The 19,156-nt window shown below is 43.1% G+C and carries 15 protein-coding genes; 7 read left to right on the forward strand and 8 right to left on the reverse strand.

Annotated features, from left to right (window positions below; translation table 11 throughout):
- Positions 1-26 precede the first annotated feature (26 nt).
- From HYR79_07825 to recN, 6 genes are all read left to right on the forward strand, one after another.
- The gene (locus HYR79_07825) at positions 27-1,169 is read left to right on the forward strand and encodes a peptidoglycan DD-metalloendopeptidase family protein (GenBank protein MBI1821602.1); all 1,143 of its coding nucleotides are present in this window, start codon (positions 27-29) and stop codon (positions 1,167-1,169) included.
- A 102-nt stretch (positions 1,170-1,271) separates the two neighbouring features.
- Positions 1,272-2,666, forward strand: a complete 1,395-nt coding sequence (locus HYR79_07830; protein MBI1821603.1) for a S41 family peptidase — start codon at positions 1,272-1,274, stop codon at positions 2,664-2,666.
- 143 nt (positions 2,667-2,809) lie between these two features.
- Positions 2,810-3,100 (forward strand): co-chaperone GroES, encoded by a 291-nt coding sequence (locus HYR79_07835; protein ID MBI1821604.1) that lies wholly within the window; start codon positions 2,810-2,812, stop codon positions 3,098-3,100.
- A 59-nt stretch (positions 3,101-3,159) separates the two neighbouring features.
- Positions 3,160-4,791, forward strand: coding sequence for a chaperonin GroEL (gene groL / locus HYR79_07840; GenBank protein ID MBI1821605.1), 1,632 nt, complete (start codon positions 3,160-3,162; stop codon positions 4,789-4,791).
- Positions 4,792-4,922: 131 nt separating this feature from the next.
- The gene (gene trxA, locus HYR79_07845; protein MBI1821606.1) at positions 4,923-5,249 is read left to right on the forward strand and encodes a thioredoxin; all 327 of its coding nucleotides are present in this window, start codon (positions 4,923-4,925) and stop codon (positions 5,247-5,249) included.
- Positions 5,250-5,279: 30 nt separating this feature from the next.
- A complete protein-coding gene (recN, locus tag HYR79_07850; GenBank protein MBI1821607.1) occupies positions 5,280-6,968 on the forward strand; it encodes a DNA repair protein RecN in 1,689 nt (562 codons plus the stop codon).
- A 5-nt stretch (positions 6,969-6,973) separates the two neighbouring features.
- Here the strand turns inward: recN and HYR79_07855 are convergent, their stop codons facing one another.
- The gene (locus HYR79_07855; protein ID MBI1821608.1) at positions 6,974-8,056 is read right to left on the reverse strand and encodes a response regulator; all 1,083 of its coding nucleotides are present in this window, start codon (positions 8,054-8,056) and stop codon (positions 6,974-6,976) included.
- 453 nt (positions 8,057-8,509) lie between these two features.
- Here HYR79_07855 and HYR79_07860 point away from each other — a divergent pair, with 453 nt between their 5' ends.
- On the forward strand, positions 8,510-9,007 hold the full coding sequence (locus HYR79_07860) for a TrkA C-terminal domain-containing protein (GenBank protein ID MBI1821609.1): 498 nt from the start codon (positions 8,510-8,512) through the stop codon (positions 9,005-9,007).
- Positions 9,008-9,235: 228 nt separating this feature from the next.
- Here the strand turns inward: HYR79_07860 and mtaB are convergent, their stop codons facing one another.
- From mtaB to HYR79_07895, 7 genes are all read right to left on the reverse strand, one after another.
- Positions 9,236-10,561 carry a tRNA (N(6)-L-threonylcarbamoyladenosine(37)-C(2))-methylthiotransferase MtaB gene (gene mtaB, locus HYR79_07865; protein MBI1821610.1) on the reverse strand — a complete coding sequence of 442 codons (1,326 nt, stop codon included), beginning with the start codon at positions 10,559-10,561 and terminating at the stop codon, positions 9,236-9,238.
- On the reverse strand, positions 10,558-11,862 hold the full coding sequence (gene miaB / locus HYR79_07870; GenBank protein ID MBI1821611.1) for a tRNA (N6-isopentenyl adenosine(37)-C2)-methylthiotransferase MiaB: 1,305 nt from the start codon (positions 11,860-11,862) through the stop codon (positions 10,558-10,560). Before miaB ends, mtaB begins: the two co-directional genes overlap by 4 nt.
- A gap of 110 nt (positions 11,863-11,972) precedes the next feature.
- On the reverse strand, positions 11,973-12,758 hold the full coding sequence (locus HYR79_07875; protein ID MBI1821612.1) for an SAM-dependent chlorinase/fluorinase: 786 nt from the start codon (positions 12,756-12,758) through the stop codon (positions 11,973-11,975).
- A gap of 248 nt (positions 12,759-13,006) precedes the next feature.
- Positions 13,007-13,471 (reverse strand): transcription elongation factor GreA, encoded by a 465-nt coding sequence (greA, locus tag HYR79_07880; protein MBI1821613.1) that lies wholly within the window; start codon positions 13,469-13,471, stop codon positions 13,007-13,009.
- A 49-nt stretch (positions 13,472-13,520) separates the two neighbouring features.
- Entirely contained in the window at positions 13,521-16,739 is a 3,219-nt protein-coding gene (carB, locus tag HYR79_07885; GenBank protein MBI1821614.1) for a carbamoyl-phosphate synthase large subunit, read from the reverse strand.
- Complete coding sequence (carA, locus tag HYR79_07890) at positions 16,740-17,852, reverse strand: glutamine-hydrolyzing carbamoyl-phosphate synthase small subunit (GenBank protein MBI1821615.1); 1,113 nt, start codon at positions 17,850-17,852, stop codon at positions 16,740-16,742. It lies immediately after the preceding gene.
- Between the two features lie 12 nt (positions 17,853-17,864).
- On the reverse strand, positions 17,865-19,139 hold the full coding sequence (locus HYR79_07895; GenBank protein ID MBI1821616.1) for a dihydroorotase: 1,275 nt from the start codon (positions 19,137-19,139) through the stop codon (positions 17,865-17,867).
- Positions 19,140-19,156: the final 17 nt, after the last annotated feature.

The following is a 19,156-nucleotide window of genomic DNA, read 5'->3' on the forward strand; positions in this document are numbered from 1 at the left end:
CGAAGGCCCCTGAATATAAATAGACAATGGAACGAAAAATAATAGGCCTCTTTTTAACCGCTTTCCTGTTATTTTCCCCGGAATGGGTATTTTCCGAATCTCTTTCCCAAAAAAAGAATGAGCTTGAAAAACTACAGCGGGAACTTTTGGAAAAACGAAAAATTGAAAAGAAAAATAAAAAACTGGAAAATTCTATTCTAAGTGAATTTGAAAATATCGATAAGAAATGGAGCAATGGAAAAAAGGAGCTTCGGCATTATGAAAGGAATATCAAAAATAAGGACCAGGAAATCAACTCGCTAAACCAACAGATAGAAAATTTAAAAAAAAGAATTGAAGAAAAAAAGATAATTATTAACGCCAGACTTCGCCGGATTTATAAGGAAGACAAAATGGGAGATTTACTCATTTTGACAACCGGGAAAAATTATCAGGATTTCACGACCCGCGTTCATGCGATGGTCGGCATTTCGAAAAGAGATGTTACCGCTTTAAACGAATACGAAGACGGGATGCGCCTTTTAAAAGAAAAAGAAGGCCAGGTGGAAGGAAAGCGTAAAGAACTGGTTGAGATTAAAAAAGAAGCTGCCGGGAAAATAGAGCTATTGGAAAATGAGAAAATCAATAAAAAATTGCTTCTCGCCAAAGTACGCACCGAAAAAGAGCTGACCCGGCAGGCAATCAGAGAATTGGAAGAATCCACTTTAAAAGTTCAAGAACTTATGAGAAAATTAGAGCTTAATCCTTCGAACCGGTCCGGGTTCTTTGCGGAAAAAGGGAGACTTCCCTGGCCCAATCGGGGAGAGGTCGTAGGGAATTTTGGACGGAATAAACACCCTAAATTTGATTTTTATGTCATGAAAAAAGGGTGGGAAATTAAACCGACAGAAGAAGATTACATCCGGGCGATTTACGATGGTGTCGTGGTTTACGCCGATTGGTTTAAGGGGTATGGTCTGCTGATGATTATCGATCATGGAGAAGGTTACTATTCTTTATATGCCCATGCTTCCAAGCTTATGGTTGGGGTTGGAGACAAAGTTAAACAGAATCACGTCATCGGTGAAATAGGGGAAACGGGTTATTCCATGGACCGGAATTTATATTTCGAGATCAGGCAGGGAGAAAAAGCGGTAGATCCTTCCCTCTGGCTTACCAGAAAAAAATAATTCTTTAATCCTTTGCTATGACTGAAGGCGATTGGTATTATAAATCATAAATCAGCTTTGCCGTGGAAACAGGCTTCGGCAGGCTTTGTGGGAGATAGGCGAATGAGATGGAAAGATAAATATAAAACGACGATTTTTCTAACTGCGTTGATGACCATGCTGGTGGTTGGAATTGTAGCCGGGCGGGGATTTGAAAGGGTGTTTGCCCAACCGGACACCTATGATGATCTGAAAACGTTTTCAGAAGTTTTGTCTACGGTTCAGAAAAATTATGTGGAAGAGACAAAATCCAAGGATCTCATTTATGGAGCCATCAAAGGGATGTTAAATACTCTGGATAGTCATTCCTCTTTCATGCCTCCGGAAGTTTACAAGGAAATGCAGGTGGACACCAAAGGAGAATTTGGCGGTTTGGGGATCCAGATCGGAATGAAAGATAGTAAATTAACCGTCATTTCCCCCATTGAGGGAACGCCGGCCGACGCGGCTGGAATTAAAGCCGGAGATATCATTTTAAAAGTAGATGGTCAATCGACTGCGAATATGAATTTGCAGGAAGCGGTTGAAAAAATGAGAGGTCCAAAAGGCAGCAAGGTTACCTTAACCATTGGCCGTGAAAATACGGCAGACCCGCTGGTTTTCACGATGATCAGGGATACGATCAAGATTCAGAGTGTAAAGAGTAAAATGTTGGAACAGGGGATCGGTTATATCCGTCTCACCCAGTTCCAGGAACATAGTTCAAGGGATTTAGAAAAAGTTTTTAAAAAATTAAAAGAAGAAAAAATGCAGTCTTTAATTCTCGACCTGAGAAACAATCCCGGAGGACTGCTGACCTCGGCAGTAGAAGTCAGTGAAATGTTTCTCGAGCCAGGAAAATTGATTGTTTCAATTAAAGGGAGAGACGGAAAAAAGGAAGAGTATTCTTCCAACGGGCCTCCAAATCAGGAAAATTTTCCCATGATTGTCCTCGTTAACGAAGGAAGCGCCAGCGCTTCCGAAATTGTTTCGGGAGCCTTACAAGACTGGGGACGAGCTGTGATCGTCGGCGTTCAAACCTTTGGGAAAGGGTCGGTCCAGACGATTCTTCCTCTTTCGGATGGCTCCGGATTACGTTTAACGACGGCAAAATATTACACGCCTAAAGGCAGATCGATTCAAAATGTAGGAATTGACCCTGATATTGTCGTTAAACCGGCGCCGATCAAAGATCCCAAAGGGATGGCGATAAACCGGCAAATCGTGAGAGAAAAAGATCTCGAACGTCATTTAAAAAACGAAACCGCCAAAGAACCGGCAAAAGAGCCTCAACCTGCTTCACCTCAGAGCGAGGACAGTCTGCCCATTCTTGAGGAAAAAAAGGATCCGGAAGATCTCCAGCTTTTAAAAGCAATTGACCTCTTAAAGAGTTGGAAAATCTTTAAGCAGTTAATGCCGACTGTAACGACAAAAAACTCGGAACAAAACACTCAAAAGGAAGTTCTGGTCGGTAAATAGATTTGTGGTATTTAAAAAAAACAATTTTTTACTTGAAATTCAATTTCATTTAATGTATTAATTAGCACTCATCGGGTGAGAGTGCTAATTATTCGGATTAGCCGTTCATTGAATTTATCAATTAATAAACAAAGGAGGATCTTATGGCGACTGCAACAAAAAAAGGAACATTAACTTTCAAACCCTTAAAAGACAGGGTATTTGTAAGTTATTCTGAAGAAATGGAAAAAACCGCCGGTGGAATTTATATTCCGGAAGCGGCAAAAGAGAAGCCTCAAAAAGGAAAAATTGAAGGGATTGGCGCGGAAGTAAAGTCAGTAAAAATAGGGGACCTTATTTTATTTGACAAATATTCCGGTTCCAAAATAAACATTGATAACGTGGAATATCTCATTTTAAAAGAAGAAGATATTCTTGGTATTTTCGAAGCTTAATAAAAACAAAAAGATCTACCATTAAAATTACATTATTCTAGTCAGAAGGAGTTAAAAGCATGGCAAAACAAATATTATTTAGCGAAGATGCGCGAACATTAATTTTAAGAGGGGTGAATCAGTTGACAGATGCCGTAAAGGCCACCTTGGGACCCCGTGGAAGAAATGCGGTCATCGAAAAGAAATTTGGCGCTCCCACGATCACCAAGGACGGCGTTACGGTTGCAAAGGAAATTGAGTTAAAAGATCCGTATGAAAATATGGGTGCGCAATTGGTTAAGGAAGTTGCCAGTAAAACAAGTGATACCGCCGGTGACGGAACGACAACCGCCACAGTCTTAGCCCAGGCGATCTATCGGGAAGGGGTCAAACATACCTCCGCCGGAGCCAACGCCATGGATATTAAGCGGGGAATTGAACGCGCAGTGGAATTGGTGGTCGAAGAGTTAAAGAAAATCAGCAAGCCCTGTCAGTCAAAAAAAGAAATTTCACAAATCGGAACGATTTCAGCCAATAACGACAAAACCATTGGCGACTTAATTTCCGAAGCAATGGAAAAAGTTGGAAAAGACGGCGTCATTACGGTGGAAGAAGCAAAAAGTATGTCGACCTCTCTGGAAGTGGTTGAAGGAATGCAGTTTGACCGCGGCTATATTTCTCCTTACTTCGTCACCGATTCCGATCGTATGGAAACCGTATTGGAAGACGCTTTTATTCTCATCAATGAGAAAAAAATCAGCACCATGAAAGACCTTCTCCCCATTCTCGAACAGATTGCGAAAATGGGAAAACCCTTCCTGATTCTTAGCGAAGATGTTGAAGGGGAAGCTTTGGCAACGCTGGTAGTCAATAAACTGAGAGGGACCCTCAATTGCGCGGCAGTTAAGGCCCCGGGATTTGGCGACCGAAGGAAGGCGATGCTTGAAGATATCGCGATTTTAACCGGAGGACAGGTCATTTCAGAAGACCTTGGTCTTAAATTGGAAAACGTTAAAATTTCTGATTTGGGAAGAGCAAAAAGAATTACCATTGACAAGGATAATACGACGATTGTCGAAGGCGCCGGAGATCAGGCGAAAATTCAAGGCCGGGTGAAACAAATCAAAGCCCAGGTTGAGGAAACAACCTCCGATTACGATAAGGAAAAGCTTCAGGAACGGCTTGCCAAGATTGTCGGGGGCGTGGCGGTGATTAATGTCGGCGCCGCGACAGAAACCGAAATGAAGGAAAAGAAAGCCCGGGTCGAAGACGCTCTTCACGCAACGAAAGCCGCTGTGGAAGAAGGAATCGTTCCTGGTGGCGGCGTCGCCCTTCTCCGCTGTCTTTCAGCTTTAGCGAAACTGGAACTCGGAGGTGATCTGCAATGGGGCGTCAATATCGTAAAAAGGGCCCTTGAAGAACCCATTCGTCAAATTGCTGAAAACGCGGGATTTGAAGGTTCTGTCGTCGTTGAAAAAGTTAAAAACGAAAAGGGAAATAACGGCTTTGATGCCGCAACCGGAAATTATGTCAATATGGTAGACGCGGGGATCATTGATCCTACCAAAGTGACCCGGAGCGCTTTACAGAATGCCGCCAGCGTTTCAGGTTTGATGCTGACCACTGAAGTGATGATTGCGGATATTCCGGAAGAGAAAAAAACTCCAATGATGCCGCCTGGAGCCGGGGGTGGAATGGGTGACATGTACTAAACTTTAAACCGTTTTCCATTTTAAAAGCCCCTTCACAAAAGAAGGGGCTTTTTTTTTAAAATTGACAGGGTAAAAGGTATCATATAGAATTTACTTTTCTAGCATACAAAAAAAATGAAGGAGAAATTTCAATGTCGGAAGTGCTAAAAGCGGGGTCAGGAAACTGGGATCAGGAAGTATTAAAGACAAATGGATTGGTGATGGTCGATTTCTGGGCCGTTTGGTGTGGTCCCTGTAAAATGGTTGCTCCCATTATTGACGAACTGGCGACCGAATATATTGGAAAATTAAAGGTTTTTAAATTGAACACCGACGAAAATCAGGACGTGGCCGGAAGGTATCAGATCATGGGGATTCCAACCCTTTTATTTTTTAAAGAGGGGAAAGTCATTGAAAAATTAGTCGGGGCAATGTCAAAAAAACAATTTAAAGAGACGATTGATCGTTTGTTAGCCTAAAAATAAAAAAATACAAGAAAACGCTCTCCTATGCTCCAGGGACTCCACATTAAAGACTTTGCCATTATTCATGACCTCCATCTTGATTTTGGAAAGGGCCTGAATGTCATTACCGGGGAGACAGGCGCAGGAAAATCAATTATTGTCGATGCCCTCCAAACCTTGCTTGGAGGCAAGGGTTTTCAGGAAAATATTCGGGAAGGCGCGACGGAGGCCCTTATTGAGGGAAACTTTGTTCTCCCGCCTGATTTCCCTTTAAAAGAAAAATACAGGAATTTACATTATTTGAGTGAAGATGAGGATGAAATTGTCGTAAGGAGACTAATTTCCTCATCCGGCAAAAATAAATCCTTTCTTAATGGAAACCTCGTGAACCTGTCTCTTCTTTCGGAATTATCCGAAGCGCTCCTCGAAATTCATGGGCAAAACCATCAGACCTCCCTGTTTAAGAAACACACCCAGCTTTTACTGCTTGATTCCTTTGCCGGCTTAATACCCTTAAAACGAGACTATGAAACTCTTTATCAAAAATGGAACAACCTTCTTCAAAAGATTCAGGATTTAGAAAAAATAGAAGAGGAAAAAAAGTCAAAAAGATCCTTTCTTCTTTTCCAAATTGAAGAGCTGGAATCGGCCAACCTGTCCCCGGATGAAGAATTGAATTTAATCCGGGAAAAGGAAATTTTATCCCAATCGGAATTTTTGAAAACAAAATCAGCCGAGGCTTACCACCTCCTTTTTGAAAAGGAAGAATCAGCGGTTTTAACCAATCTTCAGCAAATCGACCGGCTAATAAACGACCTTTTTTCGGTCGACCCGCAGACCGAACCTATGGTCCAACTTTTTAAAACCGGACAAATTCATCTTAAAGAGGCCTGCAATTTATTGCGAGATTATCGGGAGAAAATTGAGGATCAGCCTGAAACACTCGAAAGAATCGAGAGGCGTTTATTTGACATTTCTCAACTAAAAAAAAAGTACGGCGGTACGATTTCAGAGAGTCTAAACCTTTTGAAAAACCTTAAACAGGAAGTCGAAGAAATTGAAAACCTGGAAACCCATAAACATCAGTTAAATTTAAATTTGACTGAAACTGAAACAAATTTAAATGACCTGGCGGACCGGCTTTCCTCAAAAAGAAAAGGAGCTTCCCACGAATTAGAAAAAAAATTATTAAAGGAGCTCAAAGGACTTAAATTTGAACAAGCTCAGTTTAAGATCATCTTGACGCCATTGACTGAATCTGCGAAATTTTCCAGACACGGTAAGGAAACGGTCTCTTTTTTAATATCTTTAAATCCCGGATATACCCCGGTGGAAATTGAGAAGGTTGCCTCAGGAGGAGAACTGTCCAGAGTGATGCTCGCGTTAAAAACAATCCTGTCTAAAGAAGAAGCCGTTCCGGTTCTTATTTTTGATGAAATTGACACGGGAGTCGGCGGTGCGGTAGCTGAATTGATAGGAAAACGGTTATGGGAGCTATCCACGTCGCAACAAATTTTTTGTATCACCCATTTGGCCCAAATTGCGGCGTTCGGGAATACTCATTTTGCCGTGGAAAAAAAAATAAAAAGCGGTAAAACATCGGTTTTCGTTAACCAGCTCACTGAGAAAGATAGAATTATTGAAATCGGCCGAATGTTGGGCGGCATTAAAATTACGCCGAATACGATAAAGCACGCTGAAGAAATGCTGGCCAGAGTTCCCGAAAACATCTAGATCAATTATTTTTTGATTTTCAGAATGATCTCCACCATATGTCTGACCAAAACAGGATCAAATTGTTTTCCTTCTTCCTCTTTTAGAAAATTCACCACCATTCTTCCATCATTAAACTTTCTGGATAACTCCTCAACTTTTTCGGCAATCGAAATGATTCTTGAAAACATGGGGATTTGATCGCCCGCCAAGTGATCGGGGAGTCCCTCACCATTGTATTTCTCGTTCTGATGAGCGATCGCATTTACGATTTCTTCCGGTAAATTAAGTGTTTTGCAAAATAATTTTCCCAGATCGGCCTTCTGAAAAGAATAGTCTTTAACCCTGGGATTATCGCTGTTTTCAAAATCAAGATATCGATAATAGACCCCAAAAATTCCAAGATCATGGAGCCATGCCGCCGTCTCAAGATCCTCGAGTGTTTTTGGGTCAAGGTTAATTTTTTTTCCAAGGAGATTTGCAAAATATGCCACGCTCGGCGAGTGGCTATCCCATGCTGAATGACTTTCAGCGGCGTTAATCAGGTCTTTCATTGAAGAAATAATGGCCTCTTCTTTTGAGGCAAACCGGGAATTAAACCCGGAAAAACAAATCTCCATTTTCTTTAAAATATAGGCTCTCATCGAACTAAATTTTGAAAAATCATTTCTTGGAACAGGAACCCCCATCACCTGGGCCATCTCATTGACAAATTTATTTACCTGACTTTTTGATTTCTTTTTATCCAGATTTTTTTTAACAATTTCAATAATTTCCATTATTTCAAAGGGTTTTACGAGATAATCTGAAGCGCCGTATCGAATTCCTTCGACAGCGCTTTTCATCGTTCCAAACCCGGTGATCATAATGATCGAAATTTCTTCATTGGACTTTCTAATCTCTTTTAGTAATTCTGTCCCGGTCATTCCTGGCATTTTAAAATCAAGGGTGGCCAAATCAATTGGCGTTTCATTAAGAATTTCCAAAGCTTTTTGAGCATTTTCCGCGGTAAAAACGTTGTAATACGGTTTCAGGATCATTTTCAACGATTCTCTTGGCCCCATTTCATCATCAACTACGAGGACATTCGTATCAAATTTACTCTTCATTGGGATCTCCATGTTTTTAAGGCTTTTTTTCGTATAAATGCAATTGTTAGACCAACTAAAAAAAGCATTTTTTAAATGATAAGTTATTGATTTTAAATGAAAAATAATGATATTTTTTTACAAACTTATCTTTAGTCCTATACTTGAATTTTAAAAAATGAACAAATTTGAACAGGTTTTTGTTTAGATAAAAGAAGTTGAATTATTTTAAAGTTGTGAATCCTTTCTAAATAAAATATAATTTTGGAATGTAAAAGCTTTTTTATCCGATAACGACATAATATTTAACATAATATACCTTATCAGACGTTAAAGAGTTTAATTTTTTGTCCATTATTTTAACTATATTTTAACTATTTCAATATGTTGAACTTTCTTAAAATTGAATTTCCTTCATGGTTCGCGGGTTTTAAAGAACTTATTTTTTCGTTGGCTGATAAACTGGATTATCGGATGAGGGAAGTTAAAATCTCCCTGACCGGAAATCTAATTGAAAGGGAATTGGATCGTGGATTTACCAAATTAGGGCGGAAAGCTCTGGAATATTATCAAAGAAATCCAAACCTTCAAAACCTAAACACTTCCCTGTTTCAACAGGAACTGGAGGTCATCCAAAGTTTAAAGGATAAATACTCTCAGGCCCTTCAAGAATTATCCGTCATTCAACGCAAGGCCTTAAAGGAGGCGCTCTCCGAATGTACAGACCAATTCAACCGAACAGGCTGGGGCCTTCTTCAAATCCCTGTTCCGGAAAATACCAAATATGCGCAAAAAAAAATCAAAGAGCTTCCTCTTAGACAAAACATTCTCGTTTTAATGGTCAAAAAAGAAAACCGGATGGAATTGGCTCATGGGAATACGGTTTTGGAAGGGGGGGATTTTCTGATTTGCATTGGAAATGAAAAAGGCCTCGCTGACCTTAAACATTTGCTTCAACAGAGAGAAATCTAAAAAAATTCTTATTAAATGAAATCCCACGATTTTGTAAGGCCCGTTCTGATCAGGGTGTCCACAAAGGGCTATGGATAACTTGTGATTTGAATTGTGAATTAAGGCGAAACTGCCTGCGGGAGAGCGATTCAACCTCTTTGCCTAAAACTAGTGCAGTTTTTTGCCGTTATTTTTGCCTGAATTCACGTTAAAAAAAGAGACCATTCGAGATATTAAAATCCGTTATTTTTAAAATAAGTTGGCGATTAATTTGTCTCTTTGCAGAGTATGAGGGATAACGGTAATATATTGGTTGGGTTTTAAATGCGGAGCCTTTTCAATAAGAATTTTAAGATAATTATCGGATAAACCCCGTTTTGTTCCCGGGGGATCGTGTTCCCTGCTCTCTTCAACTAAAAGCTTTACGCTTTTTCCGATGAATCTCCTCTTAAAATTCTCCCCTTTAGTTTGACTTAATTGACGAAGGCGGCAGGACCTTTCTTTTTTCTCTTCGGGTGAAACCTGGCCGGGAAAAAGGCTTGCGGCGGTCTTCTCTCTCGAGGAATAAGGGAAAACATGCAGATAAGAGACGGGCAGATCCGAAATCAATTGATACGTGGCATCAAACTCTTTTAAACCTTCCCCGGGAAACCCGACCATCACATCCAGTCCGATCCCCGCGTCAGGCATCTGATCATGGATTTTTTCAACGGTTTTCCGGTAATCCTGCGGAGTATATTTTCGGTTCATTTTCTGTAAAATTCCCCGATCGCCGCTTTGCAACGGAATATGAAAATGGCGGCAAACCCGTTTTGAGGCCGTAAAGACGTCCACTAATTCATCGCTAAAGTAATCAGGTTCAATGGAGCTGAACCTGAAACGAATATGCGACGTTTTCCGTTCTACAAAACGAAATAACTCCAATAAAGAGGATTTCGGAGAAAAATCGAGGCCGTAGGCCCCTAAATTAATCCCGGTAAAAACGACTTCCCGGTACCCCTTTTCTTCAAACCGCAGAATTTGTTCGACGATCTCATCCGGTGTAAAGCTCCTGCTTTTGCCCCTGGCTTGAGGGATGATGCAAAAAGAACACCAGGCATTACACCCGTCCTGAACTTTTAGAAATGCTCTGGTTTTATCTAAGAAAAATTCAATAAGGGGCTGTTTGAAAAGTTTTTCCTTGGAAATCTCCCCGACACAACTGATCTGCTCAGTTTGCTCTCCGGTCAGTAACAAAGAGTTTAAAATCGGCAAATAAGACGAGATCTTTTTTTTCTCTTCATTTCCTAAGATCAGGTTGATTCCGGGTATTTTTTGAACCTCGGCCGGGTTGGTCTGGGCATAACACCCGGTTACGATGATTTTTGCCTGTGGGTTGGTCAGACGGGCCCTTTTAACCCATTCGCGGGATTCCAAATCGGCATTTTCTGTAACCGTACAGGTGTTGATGACGTAGAGGTCCGCTTTCTGGCCATAAGAAACCACCTGGTGGTTTTCTCCGGCCACTTCCTGAGACATGACGGCGGTATCAAACTGGTTGACCTTACACCCCAGGGTCGCAAAAGCAATTTTCATACAAGTTCGCCGTCTACCGAGGAAATTCTTGCTTCTGTAATCCGAAGGGGAACGATCATCCCCTTTAAATCTCTCGGTGTGTTAAAATGGACCATCCGGTTGCAATCGGTTCTCCCCGCCCATCTTTCCGGGTTATTCTTGCTGACCCCTTCGACAAGTACCTCTTTCACGACTCCAAGCAATTTTTGATTCTTATTGCGGGAAATTTCCTGCTGAATTTCGAGAATTTCAGCCAGACGTTTCGATTTAACATCTTCCGAAACCTGACCGTCCATTAAAGGAGCAATCGTGTTCGGCCGGTTGGAGTATTTAAAAGCAAAAAGGGCGTCAAATTGAACTTCTCTTAACATATCAAGCGTTTCCTGAAACTCCGTTTCCGTTTCTCCCGGAAAACCGGTAATAATATCCGAAGTAATGCTGATTTCCGGCATGACAGACCGCAACAAGGAGACTTTTTCAAGATATTCGGGATAGGTATATCCTCGTTTCATGGATTGGAGAATCCTGTTCGATCCGGATTGAATCGGCAAATGAATATGTTTACAAATTTTAGGGTAACGTCCTATCGTTTCCACCAGCTTCCGGGTCAAATCGTTGGGATGAGAGGTCATAAACCGGATTCGTTCAATCCCATCCACACGCTGTAGAATAGCTAAAAGATCAGAAAAATCAATTATTTCCGGAAGATTCCTTCCGTAAGAGTTTACGGTTTGTCCGAGGAGGGTAATTTCCTTAAACCCTTCGCCGGCTAATCGCTCGACTTCATGAAAAATTTCTCTGCTGGGCCGGCTCCTTTCGGCCCCTCGGGTTGTGGGGACCACGCAGTAGGTGCATCCATAATCACACCCTTCCATAATGGTGACCCAGGCTTTCAAATTATCTTTTCGATAGGAAGGGCGGCTTGGGGCAATCGGGTCTTCATCGCGAGTATGAACCACCCGCTCATTTTGCTCCATTTTTTCAAGAATGACCGGAAGGTCGCTGATATTCCTCGGTCCCATGACAAAATCCACATTTGAAATCCGCTGGAGGATCTTGCTTCCCTCTTGTTGAGCCACACATCCCGCAAATCCGATGATTAATTCCGGGTTTTTCTTTTTCAGGGTATCAAGTTTTCCAAATTCGCTATAGGCTTTTTGCTCGGCCTTATCACGAATACTGCAGGTATTCATGATAATCATATCGGCCTCTTCCTGCCGGTCAGTCAACGAAAAACCCTCTTTTTGAAGCAACCCGACCATTTGTTCAGCGTCGTGGTCATTCATCTGACAGCCAAACGATTTAATAAATAACTTTTTCAAATCTCTCTCTTTCGTTTTGTCATTAAAAACATTATTTTAGATTTAATTTTGAGAGCTATTTTAACAACTTTAAATCAGCGGAGTCAAAACAAAACAGTGAGCGGAACCCGTTAAGGCTGGATCAGTTGAACGGAATCTTGAAGAGAAGCATGTAAAAAGTCTGCGGCATTTGATTTATTTTGGAAGATTTCTAAATGTCCTGAACTATTGATCGTAAAAGAAGGTTCTTTATCCCCGGCTTCACCGTAAAATTTTTTTCCTCCGGCAAGGCTGTAAGCTCCAATCATTAATCTGCATTTTGTTAAATCGATTTCAGAAAGGTTCGCAACTTTAATATTGGTAATCAGGTTCCCGTAACGGTCAATGTAAATGATTTGTCCGGTGATTTTATTTTTTTCGGTTACCGGTTTCGGAATGCGAAATTTGATAGGATTTTCAATGAGTTTTCCGAAAGAGGAGCTCTCCATTTCAGTAGATAGCCAGGCGGCCACCGGGGCAAAAACATCCCTCCCGTGAAAGGTCTGTCCGATGGACGGTAAGAAGAACTTCTTTTCGGTAATTTCATACACCTGGCAGGGGTCGTCTTCTTCATAAATGTAACTGAAAAGACCGTTATCCGGGCCGAGGAAAAATCCTGATCGACTTACCACTAATATTGATTTCCGTTCACTGCCTACACCGGGGTCTACCACAACCAGATGAATACTCCCTTTCGGAAAAAAACGAAAGGAAGAATAAATGACGAAGGCGCCGTCTTGAATAGAAAAAGGGGGAATTTCATGCGTGATATCAACAATTTTGATATCGGGATTAATTTGTAAAATTACCCCTTTGACGCTCCCGACAAAGTAGTCTTTGTTCCCAAAATCGGTGGTCAGCGTAATAACAGGTTTCATCTACCCCCCAATCCCTTGTTTTCACACACACGGGCAAAGCCTAACAGGATGTTGAAAAACTCTTTTTACCGTCATTGCGAGCGAAGCGAAGCAATCTCCCCTTCAATAAAATCAATAAGTTCTGAATTGCGGAGCCTGTTCCGAGCAAAGCGAGGAATCTCGTCTCCGAGTTTGCTTTGGCTTCGCCTCGCAACCACTGAAATCGTTCCTCGCAAAGACATTGAACGGGCTTTTCAACATCCTAACGTTTAAGTTTCCTCAAAAAATATTTTAGAAATTTGGTATTCTATCGTTCTTGCCGGCGCTTTTATTTTAACCGTAACACTGACTTTTTGTCCAATCAGGGCTTTTGCCACGGGAGAATGAATTGAAATTTTATTCTCTTTTAAATCAGCTTCATCCATCCCGACCAGGGTGTATTTTCTTTCTTCTTCCGTTTCCACGTCAATGAGAACCACCGTAGCTCCGAAAACAACTTTCTCGGTTGAGAGATTGGCCGTTTCAATGACCTGAGAATCGACTAATTTTGTTTCGATCTCCCGTATTTTTCCCTCTAAAAAAGATTGGTGTTCTTTTGCGGCTGAATACTCTGCGTTTTCAGAAAGGTCGCCATGCGCCCGGGCTTCGGCAATATCAGCTATGTTTTTAGGCCGCTCTACCCGTTTGAGCCTTTCAAGCTCTTTCTGTAGTTTCTCATAGCCTTTTCGTGTCATCGGTTCTTTCAAATGACTTCCTCCTTAAAAAATATATTATACAAGATTTTTATTTTTTTTGATGATACTGCTGGAGTGACTGAACAGAAACCTGATCCTTCAACAGGGAGCTTATACCCCGAACCGCCGCCCTTGCACCGGCCATAGTGGTAAAATAGGGAATTTTTTGCTGAAGCGTCGTTTGGCGGATGGGATAAGAATCGGTTTGAGATATTTTATCCCCAACGGTATTAATTGACAATTGAATTTCCATATTTTTCATATGATCGACAACATGAGGACGTCCTTCGACGATTTTATTGACCAACCCGATTTTAACCTGGTGACGGGATAGATATTCTACGGTACCGCGGGTCCCGATGAGCTTAAAACCCAGCTCAAACAAATCCCGGGCGATCGGGAGAAGCAATGGCTTGTCCTTCACACTTAAAAAAACCGTGCCGCTTAATGGTAAAGGGCTTCCCGCCGCCGATTGGGATTTTGCAAAAGCCTTTCCGAAATCGACATCAATTCCCATCACTTCACCGGTCGATTTCATTTCCGGCCCGAGAATCGGATCAACCCCCGGAAATTTATTAAATGGAAAAACCGCTTCTTTAACGGCTACGTGATGAAAAACCGGCGTATCAGACAGACCAAACTCTTTTAATTTTCTCCCTACCATAAGTTTAATGGCTAATTTGGCTAAAGGCAAACCAATTGTTTTACTGACAAAGGGGACTGTCCGGGAGGCTCTTGGATTCACCTCAAGAATGAATACCTCCCCATTCTTAACGGCAAATTGAATATTGATCAAACCCACGACTTTCAAGGCTTTCGCAAGGATAATGGTTTGTCTTTTGATCTCTTTAATCAGAACCTCTGCGAGAGAAAAAGGGGGGAGAGAACAGGCGCTGTCCCCGGAATGAATCCCCGCTTCTTCAATATGCTCCATAATCCCGCCGACGACCACCTCATCTCCGTCGGAAATCGCATCGACATCGATCTCAATGGCGTCCTCCAGATATTTATCAATCAAGACGGGATGGGACCGCGACGCGGAAACGGCGTTTTTCATGTACTGTTCCAGGCTTGTCGAGTCATACACAATCATCATGGATTTTCCGCCCAAAACATACGAAGGGCGGACCATGACCGGATAGCCGATGGTTTCAGCGATCTTTTTAGCGCCTTCAAAGGAACGCGCCGAACCGCTTTGAGGCTGGGCCAACTGTAAATCTTCGACTAACTTTTTAAACCGCTCGCGGTCTTCGGCTAAATCAATGGAATCGGGAGAGGTTCCCAGAATCCTTATTCCCCGTTCTTCTAAAGGCAATGCGAGTTTAAGAGGCGTCTGTCCTCCGAATTGAACAACCACCCCTTCCGGTTTTTCAGTCTCAATGATTCTCAGCACATTTTCCAGGGTCAGGGGCTCGAAATAAAGCCGGTCGGCGGTATCATAATCGGTGCTGACCGTTTCAGGGTTGCAATTAACCATAATGGTTTCGTATCCCTCTTCCTTCAGACCCATCACGCCATGAACGCAACAATAATCAAATTCAATCCCCTGGCCAATCCGGTTCGGCCCGCCGCCAAGGATCATCACCTTTTTTTTGGCCGTCGGAGAGGCTTCGCACTCTTTTTCATAGGTAGAATAGAGGTAAGGGGTATAGGCTTCAAATTCAGCCGCGCAGGTATCTACCCGTTTAAACACAGGAACAACGCCCTGCGCCTTTCGCGATTGATAGACTTCACTTTCCGGACATCCGATCATCTCCCCTATTTTTTGGTCGGAAAAACCAAACCTTTTGGCTTTTTCCAGCCATTCACGGGTTCGGCCGTTAGATTTATTCTGAATCATTTCCTCTTCAAACAAAACAATTTCCTTAATCTGGTAAAGAAACCATGGGTCAATGTGCGTATCATGGGCGATTTCTTCCAAAGAAAAACCCTGCCGGAACCCTTCGGCGATATAAAATATCCTTTCCGGATTGGGAACCAGGAGTTTTTCTTTAATCGCCTCTTTTTCCCGTCCTTCCGGCAATGAGGTTCCCTTCTTCAGGTCAAGACCCATCCGATCGATTTCGAGAGAAGTAATCGCTTTTTGAAGGCTTTCCTTAAACGTTCTTCCGATGGCCATCACCTCTCCGACCGACTTCATCTGCGGGGTTAAGGTTTGATCAGCCTGAGGAAATTTTTCAAAGTCAAATCGCGGGATCTTCACCACGACATAATCGAGCGTGGGTTCAAAGGAAGCCGGCGTTGTTCGCGTAATATCGTTTGGAATTTCGTCCAGCGTGTAGCCGACCGCTAATTTCGCGGCGATTTTGGCAATGGGGTACCCGGTGGCCTTTGAGGAAAGAGCCGAGCTTCTTGAAACCCTCGGGTTCATTTCGATGACAAACATCTTGCCATCTTTCGGGTTCAACGAAAATTGGATATTGGATCCGCCGGTTTCAACACCGATTTCACGAATCACCCGGATGGCGGCATCCCTCATTCGCTGATATTCTTTATCGCTTAACGTTTGAATCGGCGCAACCGTGATGCTGTCGCCCGTATGCACCCCCATCGGATCGATATTCTCAATCGAACAGATGATGGCGACATTGTCCGCTTTGTCCCGCATCAGTTCGAGTTCAAACTCTTTCCAGCCGATAACCGATTGTTCAATCAGGACCTCATGAGACGGACTGGCCGCAAGACCCAATTCAACCAGCTCTTCAAACTCCTCACGGTTATAGGCAATGCTTCCACCAGCCCCTCCGAGTGTAAAAGAGGCTCTGATAATCGCGGGAAAGCCGATTTCCTCGATCACGCCCAGGGCTTCTTCCTTACTCCGGGCATAACCGCTTTTCGGAGTTTCGATGCCGGCCTTTTCCATGGCTTTTTTAAAGAGCTGGCGGTTTTCCGCCTTTTTGATGGAATTGTAATTGGCTCCGATGAGACGAACATGATATTTTTCCAGCACGCCGTTTTCTACAAGTTGGACCGCGGTATTCAGCGCCGTTTGTCCTCCCATCGTCGGCAAGAGCGCATCGGGACGCTCAATTTCGATGATTTTCTCCACATACTCCGGAAGAATCGGTTCAATGTAGGTGGCATCGGCCAGATCGGGGTCGGTCATGATCGTCGCGGGGTTGCTGTTGATCAGAACGACCTTAAACCCCTCCTCCCTTAAAACCTTGCAGGCCTGGGTTCCCGAATAATCAAACTCACACCCCTGTCCAATGACAATCGGGCCGGAGCCGATAATTAAAATTTTCTTAATATCTGTTCGTTTTGGCATCTATACGTTAGGCGGATTCTTTTCCATGAGTTGGATAAACCGGTCGAACAAATAACCGGCGTCATGGGGACCCGGTGACGCCTCGGGATGGTACTGCACCGAAAATACCGGTAAAGACCGATGCCTCATTCCCTCAACGGTTTGGTCATTCAGATTAATATGGGTGAGTTCCATTTCAGACGAGATGGAATCGATATCTACGGCAAAACCATGATTTTGCGCCGTTATTTCAACTTTTTTCGTGGTTAAATCCATTACGGGCTGATTCCCCCCATGATGACCGAACTTTAACTTGTAGGTTTTTCCTCCCATGGCAAGACCTAAAATCTGGTGACCCAGGCAGATGCCAAAAATAGGGAGCTTACCCACAAGCTTTTCCACGTTTTTAATGGCATAAGAGACCGCCTCCGGATCACCCGGACCATTCGATAAGAGAACCCCGTCAGGCGCCAGGTCCAATACTTTCGAACAGGAGGTGTCCGCCGGAAGAACCACCACTTCACACCCTTTGTCAGAAAGCATTCTTAAAATATTTTCTTTCACGCCAAAATCATAAACTAAAACTTTAAGTTTTTGATTTTCCGGTTTTTCCCGACTGTGGATCCAGGTATGGATATTTGAACAGGTCACCTCTTTAGCCAGATCTTGTCCTATCACCCCTCTGTTTTCCTTGAGCCTGGACAACAAAAGATCAGGATCAAAATTCAGGGTGGAAATGATTCCGAGTTTCAATCCCTCATTTCGTAAATGGCGGGTTAAAGTCCTTGTCTCAATCCCATAAATTCCAATGATATTATTCTCTTTTAAATAAGAAGTTAAAGTTTTACTTAAATAATAGTTCTGAGGGGTAAAACAGACTTCTTTAACAATCAGTCCCTCCAAAAAAGGTTTTCTTGATTCATGATCAGAGTCGTTAATCCCGTAATTTCCAATATGCGGATAGGTCATGGTTACAAGCTGTCCCTGGTAAGACGGATCGGTAATGATTTCCTGGTACCCGGTCATGCTCGTATTGAACACGACTTCTCCGGAGGTCTCGCCCTCGGCGCCAAACGAGAACCCTTCGAAAAGTTTTCCATCTTCTAAAATCAGAACCGCTTTTTTAGCCTTCATGTTCACTCATTTTCAAGATCGGTAGACGACTTTCCCGCTGACGATTGTATACCTGACCTGTCCATTCATTTTCCAACCATTAAACGGCGTATTCCTGCTTTTTGATTTCAATTGACCTGAATCCAGAACCCACTCGGCCAAAGGATCAAAAAGGGTGATATCAGCAAACGCCCCCTCTTCGAGAGAACCCTTTTTAATTTTTAAAATGTTCGCCGGTTGATACGTTAATAAACCGATCATCTGCTGGAGTGAAATAACCCCTTCCCGTTCCAGAGCGAGCGAAAGGGGAAGAACCGTTTCTAAACCAATAATTCCAAAAGGAGCCTTATCAAACTCCTGCTCTTTTTCTTCCGGACTGTGAGGGGCATGGTCTGTTGAAATGGCGTCAATCGTACCGTCTCTTAAACCGCTTTTAACCGCTTCACGATCTTTTAACCCCCGCAACGGAGGGTTCATTTTTGCATTGGTGTTATAGCCGATTGTTGCTTCATCGGTCAAGCTGAAATAATGAGGGCAGGTTTCGGCGGTAACTGGAATTCCCCGGGCTTTTGCTTCCCGGATCAGACGAACGCCTCCTTCACTGCTGATATGGGCAAAATGAACCCGGCTTTTGGTTAAATCAGCCAGGAGAATATCCCGGGCAATCATAATTTCTTCAGCCTGGCAGGGAATTCCCCGAAGACCCATTTCGGTGGAACTGCGGCCCTCATTCATGACGCCGCCCTCTGAGAGGTGCTTGTCCTCACAATGGGGCATCACGACCAGATCAAACGATTTGGCATACTCCAACGCTCTCCGCATCATTTCGCTGTTCATCACCGGCCAGCCGTCGTCCGAAAGCGCGACGCAACCCGCTTCCTTTAATTTACCGATTTCAGCCAATTCTTGTCCCTGCGACCCTTTGGTGATGGCGCCCACCGGTAAAACATGGACAAAGCCCTCTCGCTTAGCCTTCTCGAGAATATATTGTGTCACGGTTTCATTGTCATTCACCGGGCGGGTGTTCGGCATACAGCACACAGAGGTAAAACCACCGGCGGCGGCGGATTCCGTGCCGGAGCGGATATCTTCTTTATACTCCTGTCCGGGGTCTCTCAGGTGGACGTGAAGGTCGATAAAGCCGGGAGAGATGATCATCCCTTTGGCATCAATGACCTCTCTGCCTTTGAGATCAACCGGTTTTGACGAGACCTGTGCGACCCGGTCCCCCTCTATGACCAGATTCATCACCTGATCGATTTTGTTTTTCGGGTCGATTAGACGTCCCCCCTGAATAACCAATCCCATACCTTATGACTCCTGTT

The sequence above is a fragment of the Nitrospirota bacterium genome (assembly GCA_016178585.1).
Lineage (GTDB): Bacteria > Nitrospirota > Nitrospiria > JACQBW01 > JACQBW01 > JACOTA01.